At 56.7% G+C, this 23,899-nt stretch carries 19 protein-coding genes; 8 read left to right on the forward strand and 11 right to left on the reverse strand.

Annotation, left to right across the window (positions count from 1 at the left end):
• Nucleotides 1-85 precede the first annotated feature (85 nt).
• Entirely contained in the window at nt 86-1,342 is a 1,257-nt protein-coding gene (locus tag HMPREF2958_RS06320; RefSeq protein ID WP_070697363.1) for a P-loop NTPase, read from the forward strand.
• Nucleotides 1,343-1,507: 165 nt separating this feature from the next.
• Here HMPREF2958_RS06320 and HMPREF2958_RS06325 read toward each other — a convergent pair whose 3' ends face one another.
• The 5 genes from HMPREF2958_RS06325 to dapE all read right to left on the reverse strand — a co-directional run bounded on the left by HMPREF2958_RS06325 (nt 1,508) and on the right by dapE (nt 6,786).
• Nucleotides 1,508-2,986 (reverse strand): hypothetical protein, encoded by a 1,479-nt coding sequence (locus HMPREF2958_RS06325; protein WP_070697365.1) that lies wholly within the window; start codon nt 2,984-2,986, stop codon nt 1,508-1,510.
• Between the two features lie 164 nt (nt 2,987-3,150).
• Nucleotides 3,151-3,522 (reverse strand): twin-arginine translocase TatA/TatE family subunit, encoded by a 372-nt coding sequence (locus tag HMPREF2958_RS06330; protein WP_004005117.1) that lies wholly within the window; start codon nt 3,520-3,522, stop codon nt 3,151-3,153.
• Between the two features lie 154 nt (nt 3,523-3,676).
• Nucleotides 3,677-5,179 carry a hypothetical protein gene (locus tag HMPREF2958_RS06335; protein WP_070697367.1) on the reverse strand — a complete coding sequence of 501 codons (1,503 nt, stop codon included), beginning with the start codon at nt 5,177-5,179 and terminating at the stop codon, nt 3,677-3,679.
• The gene (locus tag HMPREF2958_RS06340) at nt 5,176-5,397 is read right to left on the reverse strand and encodes a hypothetical protein (protein ID WP_013397484.1); all 222 of its coding nucleotides are present in this window, start codon (nt 5,395-5,397) and stop codon (nt 5,176-5,178) included. The genes HMPREF2958_RS06335 and HMPREF2958_RS06340 overlap by 4 nt, the downstream gene beginning before the upstream one ends.
• Before the next feature lie 255 nt (nt 5,398-5,652).
• Nucleotides 5,653-6,786 (reverse strand): succinyl-diaminopimelate desuccinylase, encoded by a 1,134-nt coding sequence (gene dapE / locus HMPREF2958_RS06345; RefSeq protein WP_070697369.1) that lies wholly within the window; start codon nt 6,784-6,786, stop codon nt 5,653-5,655.
• A gap of 107 nt (nt 6,787-6,893) precedes the next feature.
• Here dapE and dapD point away from each other — a divergent pair, with 107 nt between their 5' ends.
• The 6 genes from dapD to HMPREF2958_RS06375 all read left to right on the forward strand — a co-directional run bounded on the left by dapD (nt 6,894) and on the right by HMPREF2958_RS06375 (nt 12,819).
• Nucleotides 6,894-7,868, forward strand: coding sequence for a 2,3,4,5-tetrahydropyridine-2,6-dicarboxylate N-succinyltransferase (gene dapD / locus HMPREF2958_RS06350; RefSeq protein WP_013397486.1), 975 nt, complete (start codon nt 6,894-6,896; stop codon nt 7,866-7,868).
• A gap of 332 nt (nt 7,869-8,200) precedes the next feature.
• A complete protein-coding gene (galE, locus tag HMPREF2958_RS06355; RefSeq protein WP_070697370.1) occupies nt 8,201-9,214 on the forward strand; it encodes a UDP-glucose 4-epimerase GalE in 1,014 nt (337 codons plus the stop codon).
• Between the two features lie 348 nt (nt 9,215-9,562).
• Nucleotides 9,563-10,324 carry an amino acid ABC transporter ATP-binding protein gene (locus HMPREF2958_RS06360; RefSeq protein ID WP_004005123.1) on the forward strand — a complete coding sequence of 254 codons (762 nt, stop codon included), beginning with the start codon at nt 9,563-9,565 and terminating at the stop codon, nt 10,322-10,324.
• A 10-nt stretch (nt 10,325-10,334) separates the two neighbouring features.
• Nucleotides 10,335-11,183, forward strand: a complete 849-nt coding sequence (locus HMPREF2958_RS06365; protein ID WP_004005124.1) for a glutamate ABC transporter substrate-binding protein — start codon at nt 10,335-10,337, stop codon at nt 11,181-11,183.
• A gap of 20 nt (nt 11,184-11,203) precedes the next feature.
• Nucleotides 11,204-11,887 (forward strand): amino acid ABC transporter permease, encoded by a 684-nt coding sequence (locus HMPREF2958_RS06370; RefSeq protein ID WP_004005126.1) that lies wholly within the window; start codon nt 11,204-11,206, stop codon nt 11,885-11,887.
• Nucleotides 11,884-12,819: an amino acid ABC transporter permease gene (locus HMPREF2958_RS06375; protein ID WP_070620999.1), complete on the forward strand. Its 936-nt coding sequence runs from the start codon at nt 11,884-11,886 to the stop codon at nt 12,817-12,819. The genes HMPREF2958_RS06370 and HMPREF2958_RS06375 overlap by 4 nt, the downstream gene beginning before the upstream one ends.
• Nucleotides 12,820-12,921: 102 nt before the next feature.
• Here HMPREF2958_RS06375 and dapC read toward each other — a convergent pair whose 3' ends face one another.
• The 6 genes from dapC to HMPREF2958_RS06405 form a co-directional block, all read right to left on the reverse strand.
• Entirely contained in the window at nt 12,922-14,079 is a 1,158-nt protein-coding gene (gene dapC, locus HMPREF2958_RS06380; protein WP_070697372.1) for a succinyldiaminopimelate transaminase, read from the reverse strand.
• A 175-nt stretch (nt 14,080-14,254) separates the two neighbouring features.
• Nucleotides 14,255-14,575, reverse strand: a complete 321-nt coding sequence (fdxA, locus tag HMPREF2958_RS06385; RefSeq protein ID WP_004005129.1) for a ferredoxin — start codon at nt 14,573-14,575, stop codon at nt 14,255-14,257.
• Between the two features lie 322 nt (nt 14,576-14,897).
• A complete protein-coding gene (locus tag HMPREF2958_RS06390) occupies nt 14,898-16,277 on the reverse strand; it encodes a PIG-L family deacetylase (protein WP_070697374.1) in 1,380 nt (459 codons plus the stop codon).
• A 134-nt stretch (nt 16,278-16,411) separates the two neighbouring features.
• Entirely contained in the window at nt 16,412-18,322 is a 1,911-nt protein-coding gene (typA, locus tag HMPREF2958_RS06395) for a translational GTPase TypA (protein ID WP_070697375.1), read from the reverse strand.
• A gap of 206 nt (nt 18,323-18,528) precedes the next feature.
• Nucleotides 18,529-19,425 carry an NAD(+) diphosphatase gene (locus HMPREF2958_RS06400; protein WP_070697418.1) on the reverse strand — a complete coding sequence of 299 codons (897 nt, stop codon included), beginning with the start codon at nt 19,423-19,425 and terminating at the stop codon, nt 18,529-18,531.
• Between the two features lie 156 nt (nt 19,426-19,581).
• Nucleotides 19,582-21,753 carry an acyltransferase family protein gene (locus HMPREF2958_RS06405; RefSeq protein ID WP_070697377.1) on the reverse strand — a complete coding sequence of 724 codons (2,172 nt, stop codon included), beginning with the start codon at nt 21,751-21,753 and terminating at the stop codon, nt 19,582-19,584.
• Nucleotides 21,754-22,161: 408 nt separating this feature from the next.
• On the opposite strand from HMPREF2958_RS06405, the gene pgi reads away from it, so the two are divergent.
• Complete coding sequence (pgi, locus tag HMPREF2958_RS06410) at nt 22,162-23,832, forward strand: glucose-6-phosphate isomerase (RefSeq protein ID WP_070697379.1); 1,671 nt, start codon at nt 22,162-22,164, stop codon at nt 23,830-23,832.
• The last annotated feature ends 67 nt before the right edge of the window (nt 23,833-23,899 follow it).

Here is a 23,899-nt window from a genome sequence, read left to right on the forward strand (position 1 = left end):
TCTAAGCGGCGGTGTTTTTATCGCCCGGTGCGGCATCGTCACCGCAACGATATACACCCTCTCATGAACGCGCTGAGGAGATACCATGAGTAGCCCTAACGCCACACCGCACGATCGTTCCCGTGAAAACGAACCGGCGCCCGATAATCCCCTGGAGGATGCGCTCTGGGCGGCGCTCGCGCGCGTGGAAGACCCCGAGCTGCGCCGTCCTATCACCGAACTTGGCATGGTGGAATATGCACGGGTTCTCGCCGAAGAAGACGACCCGCAGCGGCACTATGCCCAGGTGAAAGTTCTGCTGACCATTGAGGGCTGCCCGCTCAAAAACACAATCGACACCCAAGTGCGCGAGGCGGCTGCCACCGTCACCGGCATCGACCGCGTGCAGCTTGAGCTTGGTGCCATGAACTCCGAACAGCGCGGCGCCCTCAAATCCCGGCTCAAGCCCGAACGCACCAATCCTTTTACCGCGCCCGGATCACTCACCCGCATCTTCGGGGTAGTTTCCGGTAAGGGAGGCGTAGGGAAATCCTCTATGACTGCCAATCTCGCGGCGGCGTTTGCCTCGCGGGGTCTTGCCGTCGGCATTATCGACGCGGATGTGCACGGCTTCTCGATCCCGGGGCTCATGGGCATTACGGATACCCCCACCCGACTGGATGACCTCATTATTCCTCCGACCGTAGACGTTCCCGCCTCGGCACGAGGTAACGACGATGTGGGCGGGCACGAGTTGGCGGCTGAAGTATCCGGCGGTTTTGTGAAAGTTATTTCAATTGGCATGTTTCTCAAGGATAATCAGCCCGTCGCCTGGCGCGGGCCGATGCTGCACCGGGCGCTTGAACAGTTCATTCTTGACGTTCACTTTGGCGCGCTCGATGTTCTGCTGCTTGATCTTCCCCCGGGTACGGGCGATATTGCGATCTCAATGGCACAGCTGCTTCCTAATGCCGAATTGATTCTGGTCTCCACCCCACAGCATGCGGCGGTGGATGTTGCTGAACGTGCCGGTACCCTCAGCCTGCAGACACAGCAAAAGGTGGTGGGCGTGATCGAGAATATGGCGGCGATGACTCTACCCGACGGTACTGTGTTAGAGATGTTCGGTTCAGGCGGCGGCGAGTATCTGGCGAAACGTCTGACCAAGGCACTGGACTATTCGGTGCCGCTGCTCGGTTCGGTTCCGCTTGATGTTGCCCTGCGTACCGGCGGTGATGAGGGTATGCCCGTGGTGTGGGGCCACCCGGAGTCAGCAACTTCTGTAGAAATTAAGAATATTGCTGCACAGCTCTTGCACCGCAAGGATTCCCTGGCGGGCAAGCCGCTGTCGCTAATCGTGTAGAGTTTCTCGGATAGCTCGCAGAAGAGCTCACAAAAATATAAGTATGCTGGGCGTCGAGATTCGTATTCTCGATGCCCAGCATACTTATGCGCAACCGAACGCCTCAGGGTTTAGGACAAGAGCATCCCGGGGTCCACCCACCCGAACGCTCAGAGGGTAAAAGTATTAGGGTATATTCAAGTCCCCCGGACCGTGACTATGCCACAGCCAACCTACCCATATCAGCTGTAAAACAAGCCCGAAGAACACCAAAAGCCAGCGGTACGCCCTTGAGTCTTTTCCATAGTTCATGAGCACGAGCGCAAGTGGGAAAAGAGGCAGCAGAATACGGAATGTTGAGGTCTGCGGAAGCCAAAAGACACCCAGATAAACCATATAGACAGCACACCAGATCAGCATGACGGGATGCAGCAGAGAGCGGGTGCTACGCGAAAAAATCCAGCAAAAATAGGTGAAGAAGCCTACGGCAACCAGCAGGGCAACAGCCCACATGTTCCACTGTGGCAAATAGGTATTCAGGTTGGTAACCCATTGCACCACATAGTGCTGCCCATCATCGACGGTACGCCCGCTCCAGCCTATTTCAGTGGCAAGATAAGCGTCTATTCGCCCAGTCGCAATTGCTGCGTGAAGCGCATGCCCCAGCGCGAAGAAACACACGATCAAGGCGCTGATAAGGTGCAGGGATCGTGCCGCGAACGCACTCATCAAGGCCTGCCCGGTGCTGAGGGGCGAAGGCCCATCAGCCGCACGGCGAACACGGTATTCAGAGGTCACACAATACAGCCACCACATACCCGCGAGCGCTCCGAGGGGCACGCCGACGGGTCGGGACTGCGTGGCGAGGAAGGCCACCGGTATAGCCCAAAGGTACCGGTCATATGCCAAAAGTAGGATAAATAGGGCGATCGCGAAAATGGTCAGAGACTCCGCATACCCGGTTCCAAAAATAACCGCTGGCCCGCAAAAACCATAGGCGGCAACCGACCATAGTGCCAGGGAACGATGCGGTGATTCCTGGCTCGCACGAATCTCGAATACCCCGTGCTCACGCCAGTTGAGGCACCCCACGAAGAGCAGATAGATGACCCATGCGAGGGCAAAGCTCACCACTACGCTGAGCATCACGGTACTGAGGGCAAAAGGAATACCCGTGGTATCGGCTATGAACCCCGCAATAGTAGGTTGCGCAGGAAGGAAAGCCCACGTATTATGCCCAACAACTCCGTTATCGTATACGGGTAGTTGGATGGGGTATCCGTTCTTGTAAATCCGTTCGTACCATTCGGCGTCCCACCACCCCAAATATTCAAGAAGGGTGGGCACATGGCCGTCGCCCATTTTCTGCTGACCGGCAACCTGCTGCATACCGACGACCCAGAAAACGATAAAACTCCATAGGCGGCTGGGTGCCCAAATACTCAGCACCTGAGCCCAGGCCGGTAACGCAGCAAAACGATGCGCCACCCGGCGCAGAGCAGCAGTCGCGGAAGTACCGAGGGAGTCGAAAAAGGAGAAGCCGCCGGTATGTAAGGTAAAACGAGTGGGATTAAAACGTTCTGCCCTGCGCGGGTTTAGCGGCGAAATGGGGTCCCGTGGTTTTTCCGCCTCACCATACGTGGGGCTATCAAGGCTTTCGCTCATCGGCGTATTCTCCTGGGCGGTGCGGTGTCTCGGAAGTTAGGTGATATTTTTGCTGAAGTTTTATGTTTCTCAAGGCTTTATCTATGCGACTGTCGCTAGGGCTTCGCACATAGTAAATCCCCTGCCGTAGGGCTAGGGGATCTTCCATAGAATCTAAGCCTTGTTTAGGTCGCTTCCGTATCGTAGGGAGCGTAGGCACCGCGCGGCAGCCGGTTTAGATTTGATGCGGCGGGCTTGTTCGCTTCGGAGCGTTCTTTAGCTTCACGTGCTCGTTCTGCATCGTCTTCCGCGAAGGCTTCGCGCACAATAACGCGGGGGTCATACTGACGGGGATCATACTGACGCCAGTTGATTTCGTTGAGTGTTGCATCCCCCAGCGTATCTTTAAACTCGTCTCGGGCGTCGAAGGCCATTCGACGAACTGTTTTGATGAGTTCCTTGATTTGGCGCACGTATTCGGGCATGCGTTCGGGGCCGATCACGAAGAACGTGAGAACGGCTAAGACGACGAACTCAGTGCCACTAATACCAAACACAAGATATAGAGTACCAGCATCTTGAGTGCGACGGGAATTGCCACGAAGGCTTTTATGAGGTGTTTCGCACTGAGCTACACGGTTTTATCGTCTATATGTGATGCGCATCCCGCCGTAAGTTCTCGCCGGGATGCGCCTGGGTATACCGTTCGGTTTAGGGCGGGTAGTCCCCGCCGCCCGGTAGTTGCTTCCAATGCCACAGCCAGCCCACCCAGACAAGCTGCAGAAGGGCCCCGGACCCAATCAGCAGCCACCGGTAGGCCCGCGAAGAGGATATCGCCACGATGGGAAGCATGAGTGGAAAGAGGGGTAAAAGCAGCCGGAAAGTTGAAGACTGTGGGTTGAGGAAAATCAGTAGATAGGCGCCATAACATGCGCACCAGAGGATGATAGGACTTGCGAGAACCCGTTTCACGAGCGGGCTTGCCAGAAAGGCTGCATACCCCACAATCAGGAGCGGGAAAAGGAGGATCGTGAAGTACCCGAAGTATGCTATACCCTGAGAAATCCAGGGTGCCACGGGTGCAAGATCGCCCTGGCGCCAGGCGGTTTCGGTGGCGGTGTAGGCATCAATACGACCGGTTATTTGCCAGGCATAGATTGGCCAGATGAGCGCGCAGAAGCAGATGAAAAGGGCACTGCCGAGCTGCGGCAGGCTTCGTAAGAAAACGCTCTCGAACCTTTCTTGGTCTTCGCCGCGCTGACGGCGCTGCTGCTGTGCCTTAGCCTCTGTAATTAGGCAGGCGAACCACCATAGCCCGGCGGTGGCACCCAAGGGTACTCCAACCGGGCGGGACAGGCATGCCAGGAGCGCGACGGGCATCATGAGCAGATACTGCTTGCGCATCATCAGCAGTAGAACCCAAACGAGGAATACGAGGTTTAAGGATTCGGCATAGGGCACTTGCAGCACCGGGGCAACCGGCAGAAATGCTACTGCCGCAACCGCCCAGAGCGCAAGATTGTGCCGTGAGGTTTTTACATCCTTCGGGTCTTCGGTGCTCGACGCTGTCTCAGATACCTTTTCGCCATGCGATTGGTCTCGGTAACCTACAATATTCAGGCTCGTGGTGAAGAGCAGGTAGATAACCCATGCGGCAGCGAACCCAGCCAAGAGCGCCACTGTAGCCGCTACCGGATAGTAACCGATCCCTGTGATCCGGTTAATACCGCCAGCGATCAGGGGGAATAGCGGGTAAAAGGCCCAGGGATTTTGCGCCACCGCTCCGGTGGAATCATAGGGCAGCTTACTCGGGTACCCGGATTGCGCAATCTGCCCGTACCAGCTGGAATCCCAGGTGCTAATGAAGGGAAGGTACCCCAGATGCTGACCCCAGGGACCGAGCAGCTGTTGGTTGCCAACCACAGAAAAAATAATGAATCCCCAGACGCGGCTGAAAGCGTAAACGAGCATGACTTGCAGCCAAGCGGGAAGTCTTAGAAAGGCATCGCCCATGCGGCGCAAACGCTCCCCCGATGCTATATACAACCATGTGATATCGGCATTGAGGGTAGAGGTTTTCGAGGGGTTTTTATCCTCATCTCGGCTGGATGCGCTGGCAGGTTTAGCCTGTGCCGCCGGTTTGTTCGCTGAGCTCCAGGGAATAGATGGCACGGTGGTGTGCTGCTGGGGAGTTTTATCAGAGGGATTGTTCATCGGGAATGTTGAGGTAGAACCGGTGATGAGGTCAAGGTACTTTCGTCGCTTACGGACTCCCGAGGTGCCGTTTTATCCGCGAACACGTCTAGTCCATCCCGAGCAATATAGGCCGCTAACTTCTTGCCGGGGTATAGTCGCTGGCTGGTGAGGCCAAAAGTTCCCAGCAGGGTGAGGATCAGAACCACCACCGCCAGAAGCGTGATCAGGATGTTCATGGGATACCTTTTCGGTTCAGGTTCGGTTCACGGGTCCTATGAGCCCTCAGATACGCCTGCCCTAGGAAACACGACGTTTCTTAAGGCGTTCCCAAAGTAGCTGCTGACCGCCGTTGCCTGCGTACAATAACGCATCCAGCGGGTAAGCGGCGCATCGCGGCTCATAGATTTACTCTATCTGTTCAGTCTAGCCTACCTACCCGGCTGGCACAGATATTAAAATGTGTGTATTTGCATTGGTGCGGGGTTTATCGGCTAGTCTTCGTCGACTTCGGTATGCAGCCAAAAAAGCAGATCGGTATAGCAGCGGGTAAGCGCGCTGAAGCTCACGTGCTCGTTGTCGGTGTGAGCGAGGAGCGCATCGCCGGGACCAAAATTCACCGCGGGAATACCGATCTCGCTGAGTCGTGCCACGTCTGTCCACCCGTATTTGGGTTTGGGTTCCTGCCCGACAGCCGCGATAAGCGATGCCGCCAGCGGGGTATCTAATCCGGGCCGCGCCGCCGGAGAAAGATCTACGAAGTCGAGCTCATAGCCGTCGAAAAGCTCAGTGACGTGCGCTTTTGCCTCATCCAGGGTCTTATTCGGGGCAAACCGATAGTTAATGTGCAGGGCGGCAGCATCGGGAATAACGTTCCCGGCGACTCCCCCGGAAACCTGCACGGCATTAAGCCCTTCACGGTACTCAAGCCCCTCAACCTCGTAGGTTTGCGGTTCGTATTCCTCCAGAACACGCAGCGCCCCAGCAAGTTTGTGGATCGCGTTTTCACCCTTCCAGGCACGCCCGGAGTGCGCCGCGAGCCCGGCGGTGCGCAGGTAGAAACGCATCGTGCCGTTACATCCGCCCTCAATAGTGCCGTCGGTGGGTTCCAAGAGCACACCAAAATCAGCGTCAGTCAGAAGCTCACCGTGGTTGCGAATGAGCCGCGCCATGCCGGAAAGTTCGCTGGCGACTTCTTCATGGTCGTAAAACACATAGGTGAGGTTGTAGTCGGTATCATGCTCACCCAGTTCTGCCGCCAATTTGAGCTGCACCGCAACGCCGCCCTTCATATCGGTGGCACCGCGCCCGTAGAGAATCCAGTCCCCGTTATCTTCAACAATGCGTGCGGGTACGGTTCCGAGCGCTCCCGCAACCGTGGGTAGGGGCACGGTATCCAGGTGACCAGCCAGCAGAATGCGCGTACGTTCCTCACCATTGCGGGGTCCAAATTCGGTACGGGCTATCATGGCGTCACCATCGCGGGTGAGATGCAGATGCGGATATGCACTGAGGGATTCATAAACGGCGTCTGCAATAGTTTTTTCTTCCCCGGAGACCGAATAAATATCAAGGAGCGTGCGGGTGAGTTCGGGCATCGAAACGTTCAGATCAAGCGAAATGGTCATCAAGGGGTCTTCCGTAGTTGCGCAACAGTCTTCGTGTTCAACCCTAGCATTTCAACCCGTGGGAGGCCGCGCGTTTTCCCTATACGGCGCCCGATAGCACATCTATAATGGTGGGCATGTCTGAAAACCTATCTTCCGAATCCCGTTATGCTTCCGGCGTCGCGCTGGTGAATGTCGTGGCCGCCGGGAATGAGGCTGGGACCGTGCTCGACGCTTGGTTCCCCGCCCCCGCGCTAACCCAGACCCCCGACCTTTCTCTCGCCGATGAGCTGGATGCGCTCGTCGCCGACCACCCCGAACGTAACGCCCGTACTGAGGTGCGCACCGCATCCATCAACCTTGATGAGGCCCCCGAGGATGCAGTCGATGCCTACCTGCGCCTGCACTTACTTTCGCATACGCTGGTACGCCCGAACAGCATCAATCTGGACGGACTGTTCGGCAAGCTGGCAAACGTGGCGTGGACGAATCACGGGCCGGTGCTCGCCAGCGAGTTTCAGAAACTTGCGCTGGGGCTTCGTAAGCTCGGGCACCTGAGCGTGAGCCATATTGATAAGTTCCCGCGCCTGGTGGATTATGTGGTTCCCGCCGGGGTGCGTGTGGGCGACGGCGACCGCCTGCGTCTGGGTGCGCATCTGAGCCCCGGCACCACGGTCATGCACGAGGGCTTTGTGAATTTCAATGCTGGCACCTTGGGTACGTCGATGGTTGAGGGGCGTATTTCCCAGGGCGTTGTGGTGGGCGACGGCTCCGATGTGGGCGGCGGTGCTTCTACGATGGGGACGCTCTCCGGCGGCGGCACGCAGCGCGTCTCGATTGGTGAACGTTCCCTGCTGGGTGCGGAGTCGGGTATCGGCATCGCGCTCGGCGACGACTGTGTGGTGGAAGCTGGTCTGTACGTGACCGCTGGGTCGCGCGTGAGCGTGCTCATTCCGGGCGAGGAACCGCGCGTGGTCAAAGCCGCCGAGCTTTCGGGGGTCTCAAACCTGCTGTTCCGCCGCAATTCGGTCTCGGGTGCAATCGAGGTTCTGCCGCGTGCTAAGAACACCGTGGAACTCAACGATGCGCTGCACCTGAACTAATGCCGCTCCCCTAAATTTTTCACACGAAAAGTCGCCTATTGGTCTCATATGTTCGACCGGTGGGCGGCTTTTCGGTATAAAAAGTATTCACAAAAGTCACGCGGATCAGGGCTAAGTGGTACAGAAGGTTTTCAAACGTGAAATACGCGAAAAACCTCCAGGTCAGCATACCGTTAAGACATACACAACACAGTCGCACAGGTCTCAGAAAACCCGCCGGGCGCATCCAAGGCGGGCTACTATATTAAGCGACGTTATCACGGGGTGAACACTCACCCACACACCATGAGGAAGCACGGGCAAAGCCTCGCGCCTTCCGCGAAAGGACAATGATGAAGGTTCTCGTCACCGGTGGCGCCGGTTACATCGGTTCCCACACCGTTCTTGAACTCCTCAATGCCGGACACGAGGTTGTCGTCATGGATAACCTGTCGAATTCTTCCGAAACTTCCCTGCAGCGTGTTGCCGAGCTCGCCGGTCGGGCACCCGAGTTCCATAAGGTTGATCTGCTGGATTTTGAGGGTATGAAGAAACTCTTCCTCAATATCCGCCCGGATGCGGTGATCCACTTCGCGGGGTTGAAGGCCGTGGGTGAATCCGCCGAGAAGCCGCTATGGTATTACCAGACGAATGTCGCCGGTACCCTGAACTTGCTCTACGCCATGGATGCCGCAGGGTGTCGTTCTATCGTGTTCTCATCGTCCGCAACCGTGTACGGCGAGCCCGAGTCCATGCCGCTCATTGAGAAGCTGAATATGGATGCACAGTCCTGCTACGGCCGCACCAAGGAGCATATCGAAGACATGCTCGTAGACTTGGCGGCTTCCGATGACCGCTGGAATATCGCTCTGCTGCGCTACTTCAACCCCGTGGGTGCGCATGAATCCGGGCGTATCGGTGAGGATCCTTCGGGTATTCCCAACAACTTGGTGCCATTTATCGCTCAGGTTGCAGTCGGCCGCCGCGAGCATCTGAACGTGTTCGGCAACGACTACCCCACCGTCGATGGCACCGGTGTGCGCGATTACATTCACGTCGTCGATCTTGCCGATGGTCACCTTAAGGCGCTGGATTACATTAGCGAGCACGGCGGTCTGCACACCTGGAACCTGGGTACCGGGAACGGCTACTCGGTGCTTGAGGTGCTGCATGCCTTCGAGAAAGCCTGCGGTAAAGAGCTACCCTACAAGATCGTGGCACGCCGCCCCGGCGATGTTGCTGTTTCCTATGCCGATCCTTCCTCGGCACTGGCTGATCTGGGGTGGAGCGCATCCCGAGATATTGACACTATGGTGCGCGATCACTGGAACTGGCAGAAAAATAACCCGAACGGGTACGACACCTAGCCAGCTGCCCCGCTGAGAGGTTCCTAAGTCGGGTGTCTTATGCAAACTTATGCATAAGACACCCGACTTTTATATTTTTAACTCTACGTAAGTGCACCTGAAGTACAATAAAAACAACATACGGTATTGCGTGAGTTTCATATATTTACATGGTATTTATTGCTTTTATATGGTTTCTATTTCGAGTCACCAAAACTATAACTATGCACAGAAGATAAATTTTTCAATAATTTTTACAGAAAACCCGGCAGCTGTTACATACCCGTTACAAACCTGACGTAAGCTAGAATCTCATTCGTTTTATGAAACCCACGTCATAGATGCATCTCACATGAAAGGGTTATTACCGTGACACAGGCATCTGCACCCGCAGAAAAACCACTCGTAGAGCTCAACGAGGTCAATAAATATTACGGCACCAACCATGTGCTCAAGAACATCAATTTAGCGGTCAATAAAGGCGAAGTTATTATCCTTCTCGGCCCTTCCGGTTCCGGCAAATCAACCCTCTGCCGAACCATCAACCGCCTCGAAACTACTTCCTCAGGCTCTATACATATCGACGGAAAAGAACTGCCCAAAGAAGGCCGCGAGCTCGCCAAGCTGCGCGCAGAAGTGGGTATGGTATTCCAGTCCTTCAACCTCTTTGCGCACAAAACCATCCTTGACAACGTGACGCTAGGCCCACGCCGCATCCGCAAGCTCTCCAAAGAGCAGGCCGAAGCCGAAGCTATGGAACTTCTCGCCAAGGTCGGGGTAGATTCCCAAGCAGAAAAAATGCCAGCCCAGCTTTCGGGCGGTCAGCAGCAGCGCGTCGCCATCGCCCGCGCTCTCGCTATGAAGCCCAAGGTCATGCTTTTTGACGAGCCCACCAGTGCACTCGACCCCGAGATGGTGAACGAAGTGCTCGATACCATGGTCTCCCTCGCCCGCGACGGCATGACCATGATCGTCGTAACCCACGAGATGGGATTCGCCCGTAAGGCCGCCGACCGCATCGTCTTCTTGGCGGACGGTGAGATTGTTGAAGAAGCCACTCCGGATGAATTCTTCACCAAGCCTAAGAGCGAGCGCGCCCGCGACTTCCTCTCTAAGATCATCGACCACTAGGGGGTGTGCCATGAAAAAATCATTCTTTAACCGCGCCGCCACCAAGTTTTTCGCCGCGAGTACAGCAGCTGCGCTTGCCCTCGGTTTCACGCTGACCGGGTGCTCCAGCGCCTCGGACTCTAAACCTAAGATTCGCATCGGCATTAAGTACGATCAGCCTGGCTTGGGCTACCAAGACGGTCAGGATTACACCGGTTTTGACGTAGATGTGGCACGCTACATTGCTGGTAAGCTCGGCTACTCGGAAGATCAGATCGAGTTCGTAGAGTCCCCCAGTGCTAACCGTGAGAATATGCTTTCCAACGGTCAGGTCGATATGATTCTGGCAACCTATTCCATTAGCGACAGCCGTAAGAAGAGCGTTGATTTTGCTGGTCCGTACTACGTTGCCGGGCAGGATTTGCTCGTGCGCGCCGATGAAACCAGCATTACTGGGCCCGATAGCCTGAACGGAAAGAACCTATGCTCGGTGACCGGTTCGACCAGCGCCAAAAAGATTCAGGATACCTACGCCAAAAACGTGAACCTGGTGAAGCAGAATAGCTACTCGGACTGCGTGGTCGCACTTAACGGCGGCGTGGTAGATGCGGTGACGACCGACGATATTATTCTTGCGGGTCTTGCCGCGACCAAGGCAAATAAGGGCAAACTCAAGCTGGTTGGCAAAACATTCACCACTGAGAAGTACGGTGTTGGCCTGCCCAAGGGTACCGATAAGTGTGAAGCCATCAATAAGGCTATTAACGAGATGGTAGAAGACGGCACCTGGGAGAACCTGGTGAAGAAGCACACGGACGGCACCGGCTACAGCTACAACACCGAAAAGAATCCGCCAAAGCCTTCGGCGTCCTGCGCTTAGGCACGGAAGAGAGGAAAACGATGTCATTCTTTGACCAACTCGGCGCTCTCTTCGCCAAATACGATGTGTTGGGCGCGTTCTGGGTGAATATTCAGCTAACGTTCTGGGCTGCGATCGGGTCTTTCGTACTCGGCGCAATCCTGGCACTGATGCGTATCAGCCCGGTCCCCTCGCTGCGCTGGGCGGGTACTATCTATGTGCACTTATTCCGCAACACCCCGCTGACGATTCTGATGACTCTAGCGTTGCTGGGCGTGTGGACACAGTTTCAGCTGTCGTTCTCGACCGATTTTGAGACGAACTTCTTCGTGTACGCCGTGATCGTGCTGTCGATCTATCACGCATCTTTTGTGTGTGAGGCAATCCGTTCGGGTGTGAACACGGTTCCCACCGGTCAGGCGGAGGCGGCTCGTGCCATCGGCCTCGGCTTCATGGATACTGCGCGCATGATTATTTTTCCGCAGGCGTTGCGCGGCTCCATTACTCCGCTGGGTAATACGCTCATTGCATTGGCGAAGAACACGACGGTCGCATCGGTAGCATCCGTTGCCGAAGCCTCCGGCATGATGAAGTCCATGATTGAGTTCGATGCGAACATGGTGTTAGCGATCTTCCTGATCTTCGCACTGGGATTCGTGGCGATTGTGGTGCCTTTAGGCATCCTGACCACCTGGTCCTCACGTAAATTGGCGGTGAAGCGATGAAATTCTTTAATTCTGATGTAACCACAAGCACCACTGTCCTCTTCGACGCCCCCGGTCCCCGTGCGAAGGCTCGCACCCGTGTCTTCAATATAGCGGCGATTCTGGTTTTTATCGCGTTCGCTGTCTATGTGCTGAGCGTGATGGGCGCTAAAGGCCAGCTTGAGGCAGAAAAATGGACCGACCTCTTCACCGCAAAAGCTTGGGGTTCCTACTACCTGCCCGGTCTGGTTTCAACCTTGCAGGCGGCGGGTATTTCGGTAATTACCTCTATCGCTTTCGGTGTTGTCTTCGGCATGGCACGCCTGGCGCAGAACCGCGTGCTTCGCTGGTTCGGCACCATTGTAGTTGAGTTCTTCCGTGCCGTTCCGGTGCTGATGATGATGATTTTCTTCTGGCTGTTTCTCAGCCGATTCAGCTGGATTAACCCCTCACAGCTGCCGTTCCTCGCGGTCGTAATCGGTTTGACCTTCTATAACGGATCCGTGATTGCAGAGCTGCTGCGTTCGGGTGTCAAACAGCTGCCGCGCGGCCAGGGCGAGGCGGGTCTAGCAATCGGGCTGACCCCCGGTCAGACCCTCCGCACGATTCTTATGCCGCAGGCCTTCAACTCCATGATGCCTTCGATGCTCAGCCAGTTCGTGGTGATCCTCAAGGACACTGCGCTCGGGTACATTATTTCCTACCCCGAGCTGCTGGCATCTGCACGACGCATCGGCTCGGGTGACGGCAACGTGTTGCAGACCCTTCTGTTGGCGGCGGCGCTCTTCGTCATCGTGAACTTCGCGCTCACGGCGCTGGCAACCTGGCTATCCTCGTTCCTCGCCTCACGTACTTCCTCGAAAGTTCGCAAGGTGGACTTGGTTCCCGGCGAGGTCGATAACCCGAATCCGCCCACCCTCCAGATGTTCTTGCTCCCCGGCAAGCGCAAATAATCGGGGGTGCGCATCCGGTATAGAAGATGCCCGGAACTTCCTGTATTGGAGGTTCCGGGCTTCTTTATTTCTCAGGTGGTTTTATTCTCTATACGGCATTTCCTATCCCCCGCTCGCCGTCAGACGCTCGGCCGCCTTCGCAATATCCTCATCGGATGCGGTCAGCGCGATACGCACATACCCGGCGCCGTCTTCACCGTAGAAGACCCCCGGTCCCGCGACGATTCCCAACTTAGCCAAACGTTCGATAGAAGCCCACGTATCCTCGCCGAAAGTGGTCCACAGATACAGCCCAGCCTCAGAGTTTTCGACGCGCCCGCCTGCGGCGGTAATAGCTGCGAGAAGCTCTTCCCGGCGCACGCGGTACTTATCTTTCTGCGCCGCCACATGGGCTTCATCTCCCAAGGCGGCAATCAGCGCACGCTGCACGGGTGCGGGAACAATCATCCCGGCGTGCTTGCGGGAGTTGATGAGGTTAGGCATAAGCTGCGCATCACCCGCAATAAACGCGGCGCGGTACCCCGCTAGGTTCGACTGTTTTGAGAGCGAATATGCGGCGAAAAGTCCGGTAAAGTCGCCGTCGCATACGCGGGGATCAAGAATAGAGGGCACCCGCTGACCGCCGCGAGCTTCATCCCACGCGCCCCAGCCGAGTTCCGCATAGCATTCGTCGCTGGCTACCACAGCACCGATATCGCGTGCCTGCCGCACAATCTCGCGAAGCTCGGCAACATCACGCACCACACCGTTCGGGTTGGCGGGCGAGTTCACCCACACCAACCGCACGCGCCTGCGCACATCTTCAGGCAGTTCATCGAGCGAATCTGCGGGCACGGACTGCGCGCCGGCGAAGCGCGCGCCCATATCGTAGGTTGGATACGCCACGCGCGGGTACACCACCACATCGCGCTCTTGAGTGTTAGGGTCGGTACCTAATCCCAATAGGAACGGAAGCCACGCCACAAGTTCTTTGGAACCGACCGTGGGCATCACCTGGTCGGTGCTTAGCCCGGTAACCCCGCGGCGGCGTGCAAACCAGTCCACGATCGCTTGGCGCAGTTCAACAGTTCCGTGCGTGGTCGGGTATCCGGGGGCGTCGGATGCGGCGGTGAGCGCATCCTGAATCAGCTGCGGGGTGTCATCGACCGGGGTGCCGATGGAGAGGTCTATGGTTCCACCCGGATGTTCGGCAGCAAGTTTGCGGTAGGGAATAAGGGTTTCCCAGGGGTATTCGGGCAGATCTAGACCGTAGGCACGCATGGTTCTCCTTGTGCGGCGTTGTAAACCGGCAGTACCGGCTGTTCTTTCGTGCGTAGTCATTGTATCGCGCGTTTGAGTGCTGAGGGTACGGCAAAGCCCCCGTTCCCAGCGTGCGAGATTCGGGGGCTTTAACCTGTCTTAAGTTTTCAACGTAAGGGTGCGCCGAATGCGCCAGCTACTCCCCCTGCGGTGGTAGGGCGGCGATGAAGGGTACGTCTTTACCGGTTGGTCCCATCTTCGCGGCACCACCGGGTGAGCCGAGGTCGTCGAAGAATTCGGCGTTGGCGGTAATATATTCTGACCATTCTTCGGGCACGTCGTCTTCATAGTAGATAGCCTCGACGGGGCAGACGGGTTCGCAGGCTCCGCAGTCCACGCATTCATCGGGGTGGATATACAGTGTGCGGTCACCCTCGTAGATGCAGTCAACGGGGCATTCCTCAACGCAGGCGCGATCTTTCACGTCTACACAGGGCAGTGCAATTACGTAAGTCATGGGTGCCTTTCTAAACCTAGCAGCGTGCGCCTGCCCTGTAATCCTGCAGGGTCGTCGTCCGGTGCACGTCATCACGAGGGGTATGCCTCGTGGAAGTCTGTGTATAAGTCTAGCTTGAGTGGGGCATTTAAGCAGATTTTCGTGTCGTAGCAGACAGCCATAATGCAGCCCTTCGCCGGTATTTTTTAGGCTAGGCTTTCCTGTGACTAAATATTATTTACCCTAGTCAGAGCCAATAAATTAAAATATAAACTCCAATAAGTTATATTCATCACAACATTTTTCATGACGCCTCTATGTCATTCCTTAGCTTTAGCACAGCTTATGGTGCAGTGCGCGAAGAATTATTAAGCGTTTGAGCTCGGCGCGCTTTCTCTTCAGCCCTGCGATGGCGCAAATGAACCTGCCGCGGGGTGTTATAGAAGGCGTTTCCTTCTTTGGTACGGATGAAGACGAAAAAGGCGAGCAGAGAGATAACGGGCGTGCCCAAAAGCCATAGCGTGCCGTATAAACCAATCGGCGGGTAGTCCGGGTTTACCAGCACGAAGGGCGAATCTGGGCGCATAAAGGCGAGCGCATATATCACCAGGAATGCAAAGGCGCCGGTGATAATCGTTGCCCCGCCACGACGCAGTGCGAGGGAAGCCCACAGTGATGCAAAAAATACGGTGGCGAAGCCGAACACGAGCCCGATTGGAAGCGGAGTTTCACCCGTATACATGACCCAGGCGTGGTAGATTGAGCCCGCGATACCTGCGAGGGTTCCCAGAAGAATGCAAGTTATCAGAAGCGATACGATGCCTGCCTGCGTGGGGGTTTCGGGAATTTTGCGCTGTGCGTTACCGTCGAGCAGGCGGTAGGTTTCAACCGCTGAAATTTTCTGCTCTACCTTGTTTGAGAATTCAAAGGTGGTGTCCCCGGTGACTACAATCTGCGTTCCGTGGGCTTTCATCGCTTCACGTTTGGCCTCGACTGAGCCGGTGATAGCGCATTGTTGGCGCGCATCCTGCTCTGAGAATTCTCCTTCAATACCCCAGGTCAGTATGGGGCGGTCGTTACTATCGCCCAAGATTTTGAGTGCTTCAAGCACGGCCTGGTGCGTGCGCACATGGTCGGGGTGCCCGTAGCCACCGTCGAGGTCATAGGTAATCAGAACATCGGGCTTAATATCGCGAATGGCATTAGCAATAGCCTCGGCCTGCGGGGCGATCGGCTGGGCGGTTAAGGAATCTTCACTCGCCTTCGGGTTCGCCACCGGTTTGCCGTCTTTGCCCCACGCCATGCCGGAATCACGGTAGATATTGAGCGCGCCCGGTGCCGTGGCGGGTTCCTCGCCCAGGAAGAAACGCTTGCGCACACCCAGCTTTGCCGTCGCATTGTTGAGTTCAACGGTGCGGTACTCCCCCAGTGCCTCGCCGTTGTCACTGTTGCCGGGTTTGCCCACTTCAAGATGCTGCAGCTTCGGCGGAATGACTTCTCCCATTTCGCCTCGGGTGAGGGTCAGCAAATACACCTTGGCACCCTTCTTGGCGTAGTACGCCATCGTTGCGCCTGTTGCCGTGGTCTCGTCGTCTGGATGCGCGTGTACGAACAACATCACTGCCTCGGAGGGCGTGTAGCCGCTCGGTAGCAAGTCGCGTTTCGCGTTTTTCATCAGGTGTTCCCCTTGGGCGGGGTACTGCGGCGCGGAAGTTTCAGGCATAGTGTCAGGTGACCTTCTGTCAAAGAACAGTTCTTCTATATCTTAAACCACAACCGGGAGCGGTACGGTTATCGTTACTTGTCATGACGACAAACGCCCGTACTGCTCCCGGCGGTTAGCTATGCTTGTGTGCCCTAGTTGGCGCGGGCACGGCGGCGGAATTCACGCACGCGCTCGTTCGCATCCAGAATAACCTTGCGGATGCGAATAGCTTCGGGAGTGACCTCCACACATTCGTCTTCGCGGGCGAATTCGAGGCATTCTTCCAGCGTGAGCTTCTTGGGCGGGGTCAGGTTTTCGAAGCTATCTGCGGTGGAGGAGCGCATATTGGTCAGCTTCTTTTCCTTGGTGATATTCACTTCCATATCGTCCGCACGGGAGTTCATGCCCACGACCATGCCCTCGTATACTTCGGAGGTCGGTTCCACGAAGAAGGTGCCGCGTTCCTGCAGGTTAATCATGGCGTAAGGGGTTACCACGCCGGCACGGTCGGCGATCATCGAACCGTTGGTGCGGTACTCAATATCGCCAGCCCAGGGTTCGGGGTCGATCGAGTACGACGACGAGATACCGGCGCCGCGGGTTTCGGTGAGGAACTGGGTGCGGAAGCCGATCAGGCCGCGCGCGGGTACAGCGAATTCCATGCGCACCCAGCCGGTGCCGTGGTTCGACATGTTCTCCATGCGCCCCTTACGCGCCGCCATCAGCTGGGTTACGGCACCCAGATGCTCTTCGGGCACATCAATAATCATGTGTTCCATCGGTTCGTACAGTTTGCCGTCGATGGTTTTGGTGACTACCTGCGGTTTACCCACGGTCAGTTCGAAGCCTTCGCGGCGCATCTGCTCAACCAAAATAGCGAGGGCGAGCTCGCCGCGGCCCTGAACTTCCCAAGCATCCGGGCGCTGGGTGGGCAGAACCTTGATGGAGACGTTACCGATAAGCTCGCGGTCAAGACGGTCCTTGACCTGGCGTGCGGTCACCTTCGCGCCCTTGACGCGGCCCGCCATCGGAGAGGTGTTAATGCCGATGGTCATGGAGATCGCCGGGTCGTCCACCTTAATAAGTGGCAGCGGCTTGGGGTTTTCGGCGTCGGTCAGGGTTTCACCAATGGTAATGTCTTCGATACCGGCGACCGCCACGATTTCGCCGGGGCCTGCTTCTTCGGCGGGAACACGTTCGAGCGCCTTGGTTGCCAACAGCCCAGAGATACGCACGTTCTTAATATCGCCGTCTTGACGTGCCCAAGCGACGGTCTGCCCTTTCTTGAGGGTGCCGTTGAAGATACGCACGAGCGCCAGACGACCCAGGAACGGCGAAGAGTCGAGGTTGGTCACGTGCGCCTGCAGCACCTCATCGGGGTTGTAGGTGGGGGCGGGTACGTGCTCGATAATGGTCTTAAACAGCGGTTCCAAGTCGTCATTATCGGGCAGGGCACCGTCGGCTGGTTGGTTCAGCGATGCGGCGCCAGCCTTGCCGGAGGCGTAGACGACCGGCACATCGAGCACACTGTCGAGGTCAAGGTCGGGTACCTCCTCGGCCAGGTCAGATGCCAAGCCGAGCAGCAGGTCCATAGTTTCGCTGACGACCTCGTCGATGCGCGCATCCGGGCGGTCCACCTTGTTCACCACCAAAATGACGGGCAGCTTCGCGGCGAGTGCCTTGCGCAGCACGAAGCGGGTCTGCGGCAGCGGACCTTCGGAGGCGTCCACGAGCAGCACCACGCCATCGACCATAGACAAGCCGCGTTCGACTTCGCCGCCGAAGTCGGCGTGCCCGGGGGTATCAATCACGTTAATGGTGATGGTTTCACCGTTCGCGGAGGGTCCATCGTAGAACACGGTGGTGTTCTTCGCGAGGATGGTAATGCCTTTTTCCTTTTCAAGGTCGCCGGAGTCCATCACGCGGTCTTCGACGTCTGCGTGCGCCGAGAACGCGTGGGTCTGCTTGAGCATCGCATCCACGATGGTGGTTTTGCCGTGGTCAACGTGAGCCACGATCGCCACGTTGCGCAAATCAGGGCGCGAAGCGGTGTTTTCAGACATGCGTAATTTTTCTCGCTTAAATCTAGGGAATACTAGGGGCACGCCGCGTTAGGTGCGTGAGCTTAGATACGCGACGCGGATATCAGTGCTGCATGCCCGAGCGTTCTCATGCGGGCGCGCCAAAACGCGCCTCTGTCTCGGGCTTGCCTATCCAGTGTACCACTTGCCCTAGTTTGTCTTGAGCGCAGGTTTTAGTCGGCGTCGACTCAGCGCCCGGCATTTTTCTCGTGCAGCCAGTCGTCCAGCATGCGGCGGGCAACCGCATTCGTGCCGGGCAGCTCCAGTTTGGGCACTCCCTGTTTCTGGCGTATAGCTTCAGATTCGGCGATAGCCTGCGCCAACTCGGGCGCGGTGAACCAGCGTGCGGCCCGGATTTCTCCGTCTAGATGTTCCACGGGTTGGGTGTCATCGACCGTCACCCGGTAGCAGATCATGAGCGAGCGCGGGAAGGGCCACACATCGCTCATGCGGTAGTCAAGGTTGAGAGCCTGCAACCCGGTTTCTTCATAGACTTCGCGGGCTACTGCCTGCTCCAGGTTCTCGCCGGGGTCCACGAACCCGGCGATGAGGGCGAAGCGGTTTTCGTGCCAGAGCCGATTATTCGCCAAGAGTACCCGTTCGCCGTCTCGGCTGAGGACGAGCGCCATAACCGCCGGTTCGATGCGCGGGAATACGAGCTCGCCGGATGCGGTGCGTCGCACCTGGCGTTCCCCGTCGATCAGGGCGGGATCTCCCGAATACGCGGAGTACTCCATCTCAAGAAGGTAGTCGCGCTTGGCAAGGGCGGCGGCGTAGCGGGCTCGCCCGGCAGGGTCTTCGTGCACGGGGTAGAAGCGGAACCCGTTCTGCGATGCGTTGATGGGCGCATCCGTGTCAGCACAGGAGAGATCTTCTGCGAGCGCGAGCAGTTCTTCATCTTCCAGGTAGGCTGCATGGTAATCGGTGCCTTCCCGGTCGGAGGGCTTTCTAAATTTAGGGTCCAGGCTGGTTTCGATGATGGTGTTTTGTGGCGCTTCAGGCAGGTAATGAACGGTTCCGTCATGGTTCATAAGGGTTTCTCCACGTCGAGAAATAACCAGGTAAAGATTCTGCTGCACGCTCATAGTTTCCACTCTACCGCATGCGGTCTTCGCTCCTGTGCCTATGCGTCCTGATATGCCTAAAATCCGCCCGAAATCTGCGCACGTGATCGCCCCGCTCATCTGGCATAAGCGAGGGCGTATTTCTGCGGTCTATTTACGAGCCCGGCGGCCTAAGAGTTATGACCCTGAGCGCCCTTCCGGCTTCCATCCTGCGGCGAGTGCGCGCTCATATATTGTCTCTGCGAGGGTGTGTTCGAAAGCTTTGGTGAGGTGGTTAGTATCCGCGTACACATATACGTTGCCAATCACTGAGCGGCATAGACCGTCCGGGCAGTAGATATCCTTCAAATCGAGCAGATAGGCTCCACGGTCTGCATATTTCTCGAAAATTGGTGCGGCGGGATTATCACCATATTTCTGCTCAACGGGTTCAGAACAGCTGCTCTTATCCCCCTGAGCCCTAATCGCACACACATACATATCTTGAGCAAATCGCGGGTTATCGCGCAGACCGATCACCTGGATACCCGCATCGGTGAAGACGCGCAGGGTTTCGTCGAGGTTGGGGTCTGCGGTCTCGGCATCAGCGCTTGTATCGGTCGTAGTTGCGATAATCACTACGGTCGTCGGCTTAAGGCGCAGAATTTCTTCCGTGGCGTTCTGTGAGAACGCGATGCAGCGTTTCTTACGGTCGTTGAGGTAGCCCTCGGGTGCTGCGAATGGGTAGGGGCATCCTGTCTCTAGAAGGTTCATCTGATTGGTGCCGGTACGCTGGGCGATAGGCTCGAACGCAGCCGTCATCTGTAATGCGTGCGAGCTGCCAACAACAATGGTGAGCGGTGCCGAATCGTCCCCGTTCTGTTTGACGGCGCAGGATTTATTCAGAGACTCATGCACGGGGGTAAAGGGTGCGGGGCATCCCTCTCCCCAGTCAGCGAGCATCCCGTAGATGGGGATATCCTGCGGAATAGGCTTTGACACACGCGACATTTGGTCCGTGCCGACTGCTCGGGCGCCAGGATATGTTGCCCCGTCATTTTTCACTAGCTCTTCAGTATTCTGGATCACGGTTATATCGCGCTGTTGCGCCCAGGTGCGAACGCTCAGAACGGGGACTCCTATCACCAGCAGAATCACGAATACATAGGCGAGCTGATTCACCCAGAGAGTGGGGGTAAAAATCGTGGTCACGCGCAGTTTCGAGACCGTTTTATCAAGAAATACGCCGCATCGGCTGCGCAGCGGCTTCTCGATATAGGTGCTCAAAACCCATGCCAAACCGATTGAAACGGCAATAATCACCGTGCCTTCCAGAAAATTCACGCGAGGTTTATTGACCGCAGCACTGTAGAGCACGAGCAAGGGCCAGTGCACTAGGTACAGGGCGTAAGAAATATTGCCCAAGCTTTGCAGCGGCGTGGAGACTAGCAGACGGTCGATCGCGAATTTATGGTCGGTACGCCCGGCGATCATCACCAGCGCGCCGGAGAGCACGGGCCACAGCGCCAGGTAGCCGGGGAAGGTTCGTTCAACCGGTAAAACAGCGCCGCAGGTGACTAATCCCAGGGCGCCCACCCATCCCATTACCACGCGGGTTCTCACATGGCGAGGCTTCCATTTCAGCGTCATCACCGCAAGCAGGGTACCAATCGCAAACTCCCACAGGCGGGTGCGGGTATCAAAATATGCGTAGGCGGAAATCTGCTTTGTCTCCCAGATTGAGAAGGCAAACGAGGCCATGAATACAGTGCCGAACACCGTTACCGCCGCAGGTACGGGCTTGAAGCGTACCCGATGCACGAGAAACGCAGCCACCGCGAAAAGTATCGGCCAGAGCAGGAAAATTTGTCCCTGAATCGAGAGCGACCAGAAATGCTGGAAGGGGGATTTATCGCTTATACCCTGAGCAAAATAATTGACCGCACCGTTCGCCAAGTTCCAGTTCTGGTAGTAAAACAGCGAGGCCTGGGCATCAACGGCGCGCGCGTTCCAATACAGCGCTGGCAATATAACTAAGGAAGCCGCAAGAGTCAGCACAATCACCACGGATGCAGCAGGCAACAGGCGCGCGAACACATGAGTCCAGTAGGTCAGCAGGTTCAGCGGTTTGCCGTCGTTGATTTTCCGCATGAACGAGAGCGAAAGCAAGAAAGCCGAGATGAAGAGGAAAACATCCACACCACCGGAGACTTTGCCGATCCACACGTGGTAAAGCACCACGAGAAGCACGGCGAAGGCGCGCAAACCCTGAATTTCGGGGCGGAATCCGCGAGAATCTAGGAACGATTCATACGGTGGGGTATGCTCTGCAGCGGGTACACGAATTCCCCGCAGCGGGTTTATAGGCATAAACAATATCCTGGAGTGAATGTGTGAGTTATGAGTGAGTTTTCATGATGCGCTGCGCCGTCGAGAATTTCCACGCACGCTATACGAAAGTCGGCATCGCTCGTGCCCGCATTACCGGATACACTGAGGCAGGTCTATAAAGACGTCCCCAGTCTACCACCGGTATTCTCCTAAATGTATGCATATTTTCGTGTGCATTTAGAGGACGGTTTGCTAACCCTTGAGGGCACCCTGAGGATTCGTAAAAGCTCCCCTCCAACGCGTGCAGTTCTTTGGATAATGCCTGGCGGGAATTATGCGCCGCACCCAAACGTTGTGGTCACCAAAAGCGCAAGAACGCGCAAAACCTTCAGGTAAACGCCTGTATGAAGGTGACATCACCGGGTTGAAAGAGAGAAAATAAGAACCATGACTATTACGAACCCGACGACCACCAGCGCGTGGTCAGCACTAACCCAGCACAAAGTATCGCTCACTCCGAATCTGCGAGCCTGGTTTGAGCAGGATCCTTCCCGCGCCCAGAAATTTAGTTTTGATGCCGCAGACCTGCACGTAGACCTCTCGAAGAACCTCGTCACCGAAGAGACCGTGCAGCTTTTGCTCAAACTCGCCGAAGAGGTGAACCTCGCCGAACGCCGCGATGCTATGTTCACTGGCGAACACATTAACGTGACCGAGGACCGCGCGGTTCTGCACACCGCGCTGCGCCGCCCCAAAGGCTACTCCCCCGCTCTTGTTGTTGATGGGCAGGATGTCGATAGCGATGTTCACGCCGTTCTGAACAAGATTTACGCTTTTGCCGATCGTGTGCGTTCGGGCGAGTGGACCGGCGTGAGCGGCAAGCGCATCGAGACCGTGGTGAATATTGGTATTGGCGGTTCCGACCTTGGTCCCGTGATGGTGTACGAGGCGCTTAAGCCTTACGCCGATGCCGGGATTTCCGCACGGTTCATCTCAAATATCGACCCGACCGATGTTGCCGAAAAAGTTTCTGATCTTGACCCCGAAACTACCCTGTTCATCGTTGCTTCGAAGACCTTCGGCACCCTAGAAACCCTGACCAACGCTCGTGTGGCACGCGATTGGCTGCTCACCGCGCTTGGCGAGGCGAACGCCCTGCAGGGAAAAACCGCAGAAGAAGCCGTGGCTAAGCACTTTATCGCCGTTTCAACCGCACTCGATAAAGTTGCTGCCTTCGGCATTGACCCCGAAAATGCCTTCGGCTTCTGGGACTGGGTAGGCGGTCGCTACTCCGTAGACTCTGCAATCGGCACCTCGCTAGCCATCGTCTTCGGTCCGAAGGTTTTCGAGGAATTCCTCGCGGGCTTCCACGCCATGGACGAGCACTTCCGCACCGCGCCCTTTGAAAAGAATGTGCCCGTACTCATGGGCTTGCTTAACGTATGGTACGTGAACTTCTTGGGTGCCGAAACCCACGCGGTTCTACCCTACGACCAATATCTGCACCGTTTCCCCGCCTATCTGCAGCAGCTCACCATGGAGTCCAACGGTAAATCCGTGCGCGCCGACGGTTCTTTCGTGGACTACTCCACGGGCGAGGTTTTCTGGGGCGAGCCCGGCACCAACGGTCAGCACGCTTTCTACCAACTGATCCACCAGGGCACCCGCCTTATCCCTGCGGACTTCCTGGCCTTCGCCAACCCGGCTCACCCCACCAAGGATGGCGAGCAGGATGTGCACGAGCTCTTCCTCGCAAACTTCTTTGCGCAGACTCAGGCGCTTGCCTTCGGCAAAACCGAGGATGAGGTACGTGCCGAAGGTACCGCCGAGCATGTGGTAAACGCCCGTATCTTCAGCGGCAACCGTCCTTCGACCTCTATTATGGCTTCTCGCCTGACTCCGCGGGTGCTGGGCGAGCTGATTGCCCTCTATGAGCACATCACCTTTGTGCAGGGTATCGTATGGGGTATCGATTCCTTCGACCAGTGGGGCGTCGAACTCGGCAAGAAGTTGGCGCTTGATTTGGTGCCTGCTATCGAAGGAGACCGCGAGGTTCTGGCACGCCAGGATTCTTCGACCGCATCCCTGATCGACTACTACCTTAAGCACCGCAAGTAGCAGTGCCCTAGGCTAATATGTGCGGTGCCCCCGATGAATCTCTCATCGGGGGCACCGCGTTTTAACC

Origin of the sequence: Rothia sp. HMSC036D11 (assembly GCF_001814205.1) — a bacterium.
GTDB classification, from domain to species: domain Bacteria; phylum Actinomycetota; class Actinomycetes; order Actinomycetales; family Micrococcaceae; genus Rothia; species Rothia dentocariosa.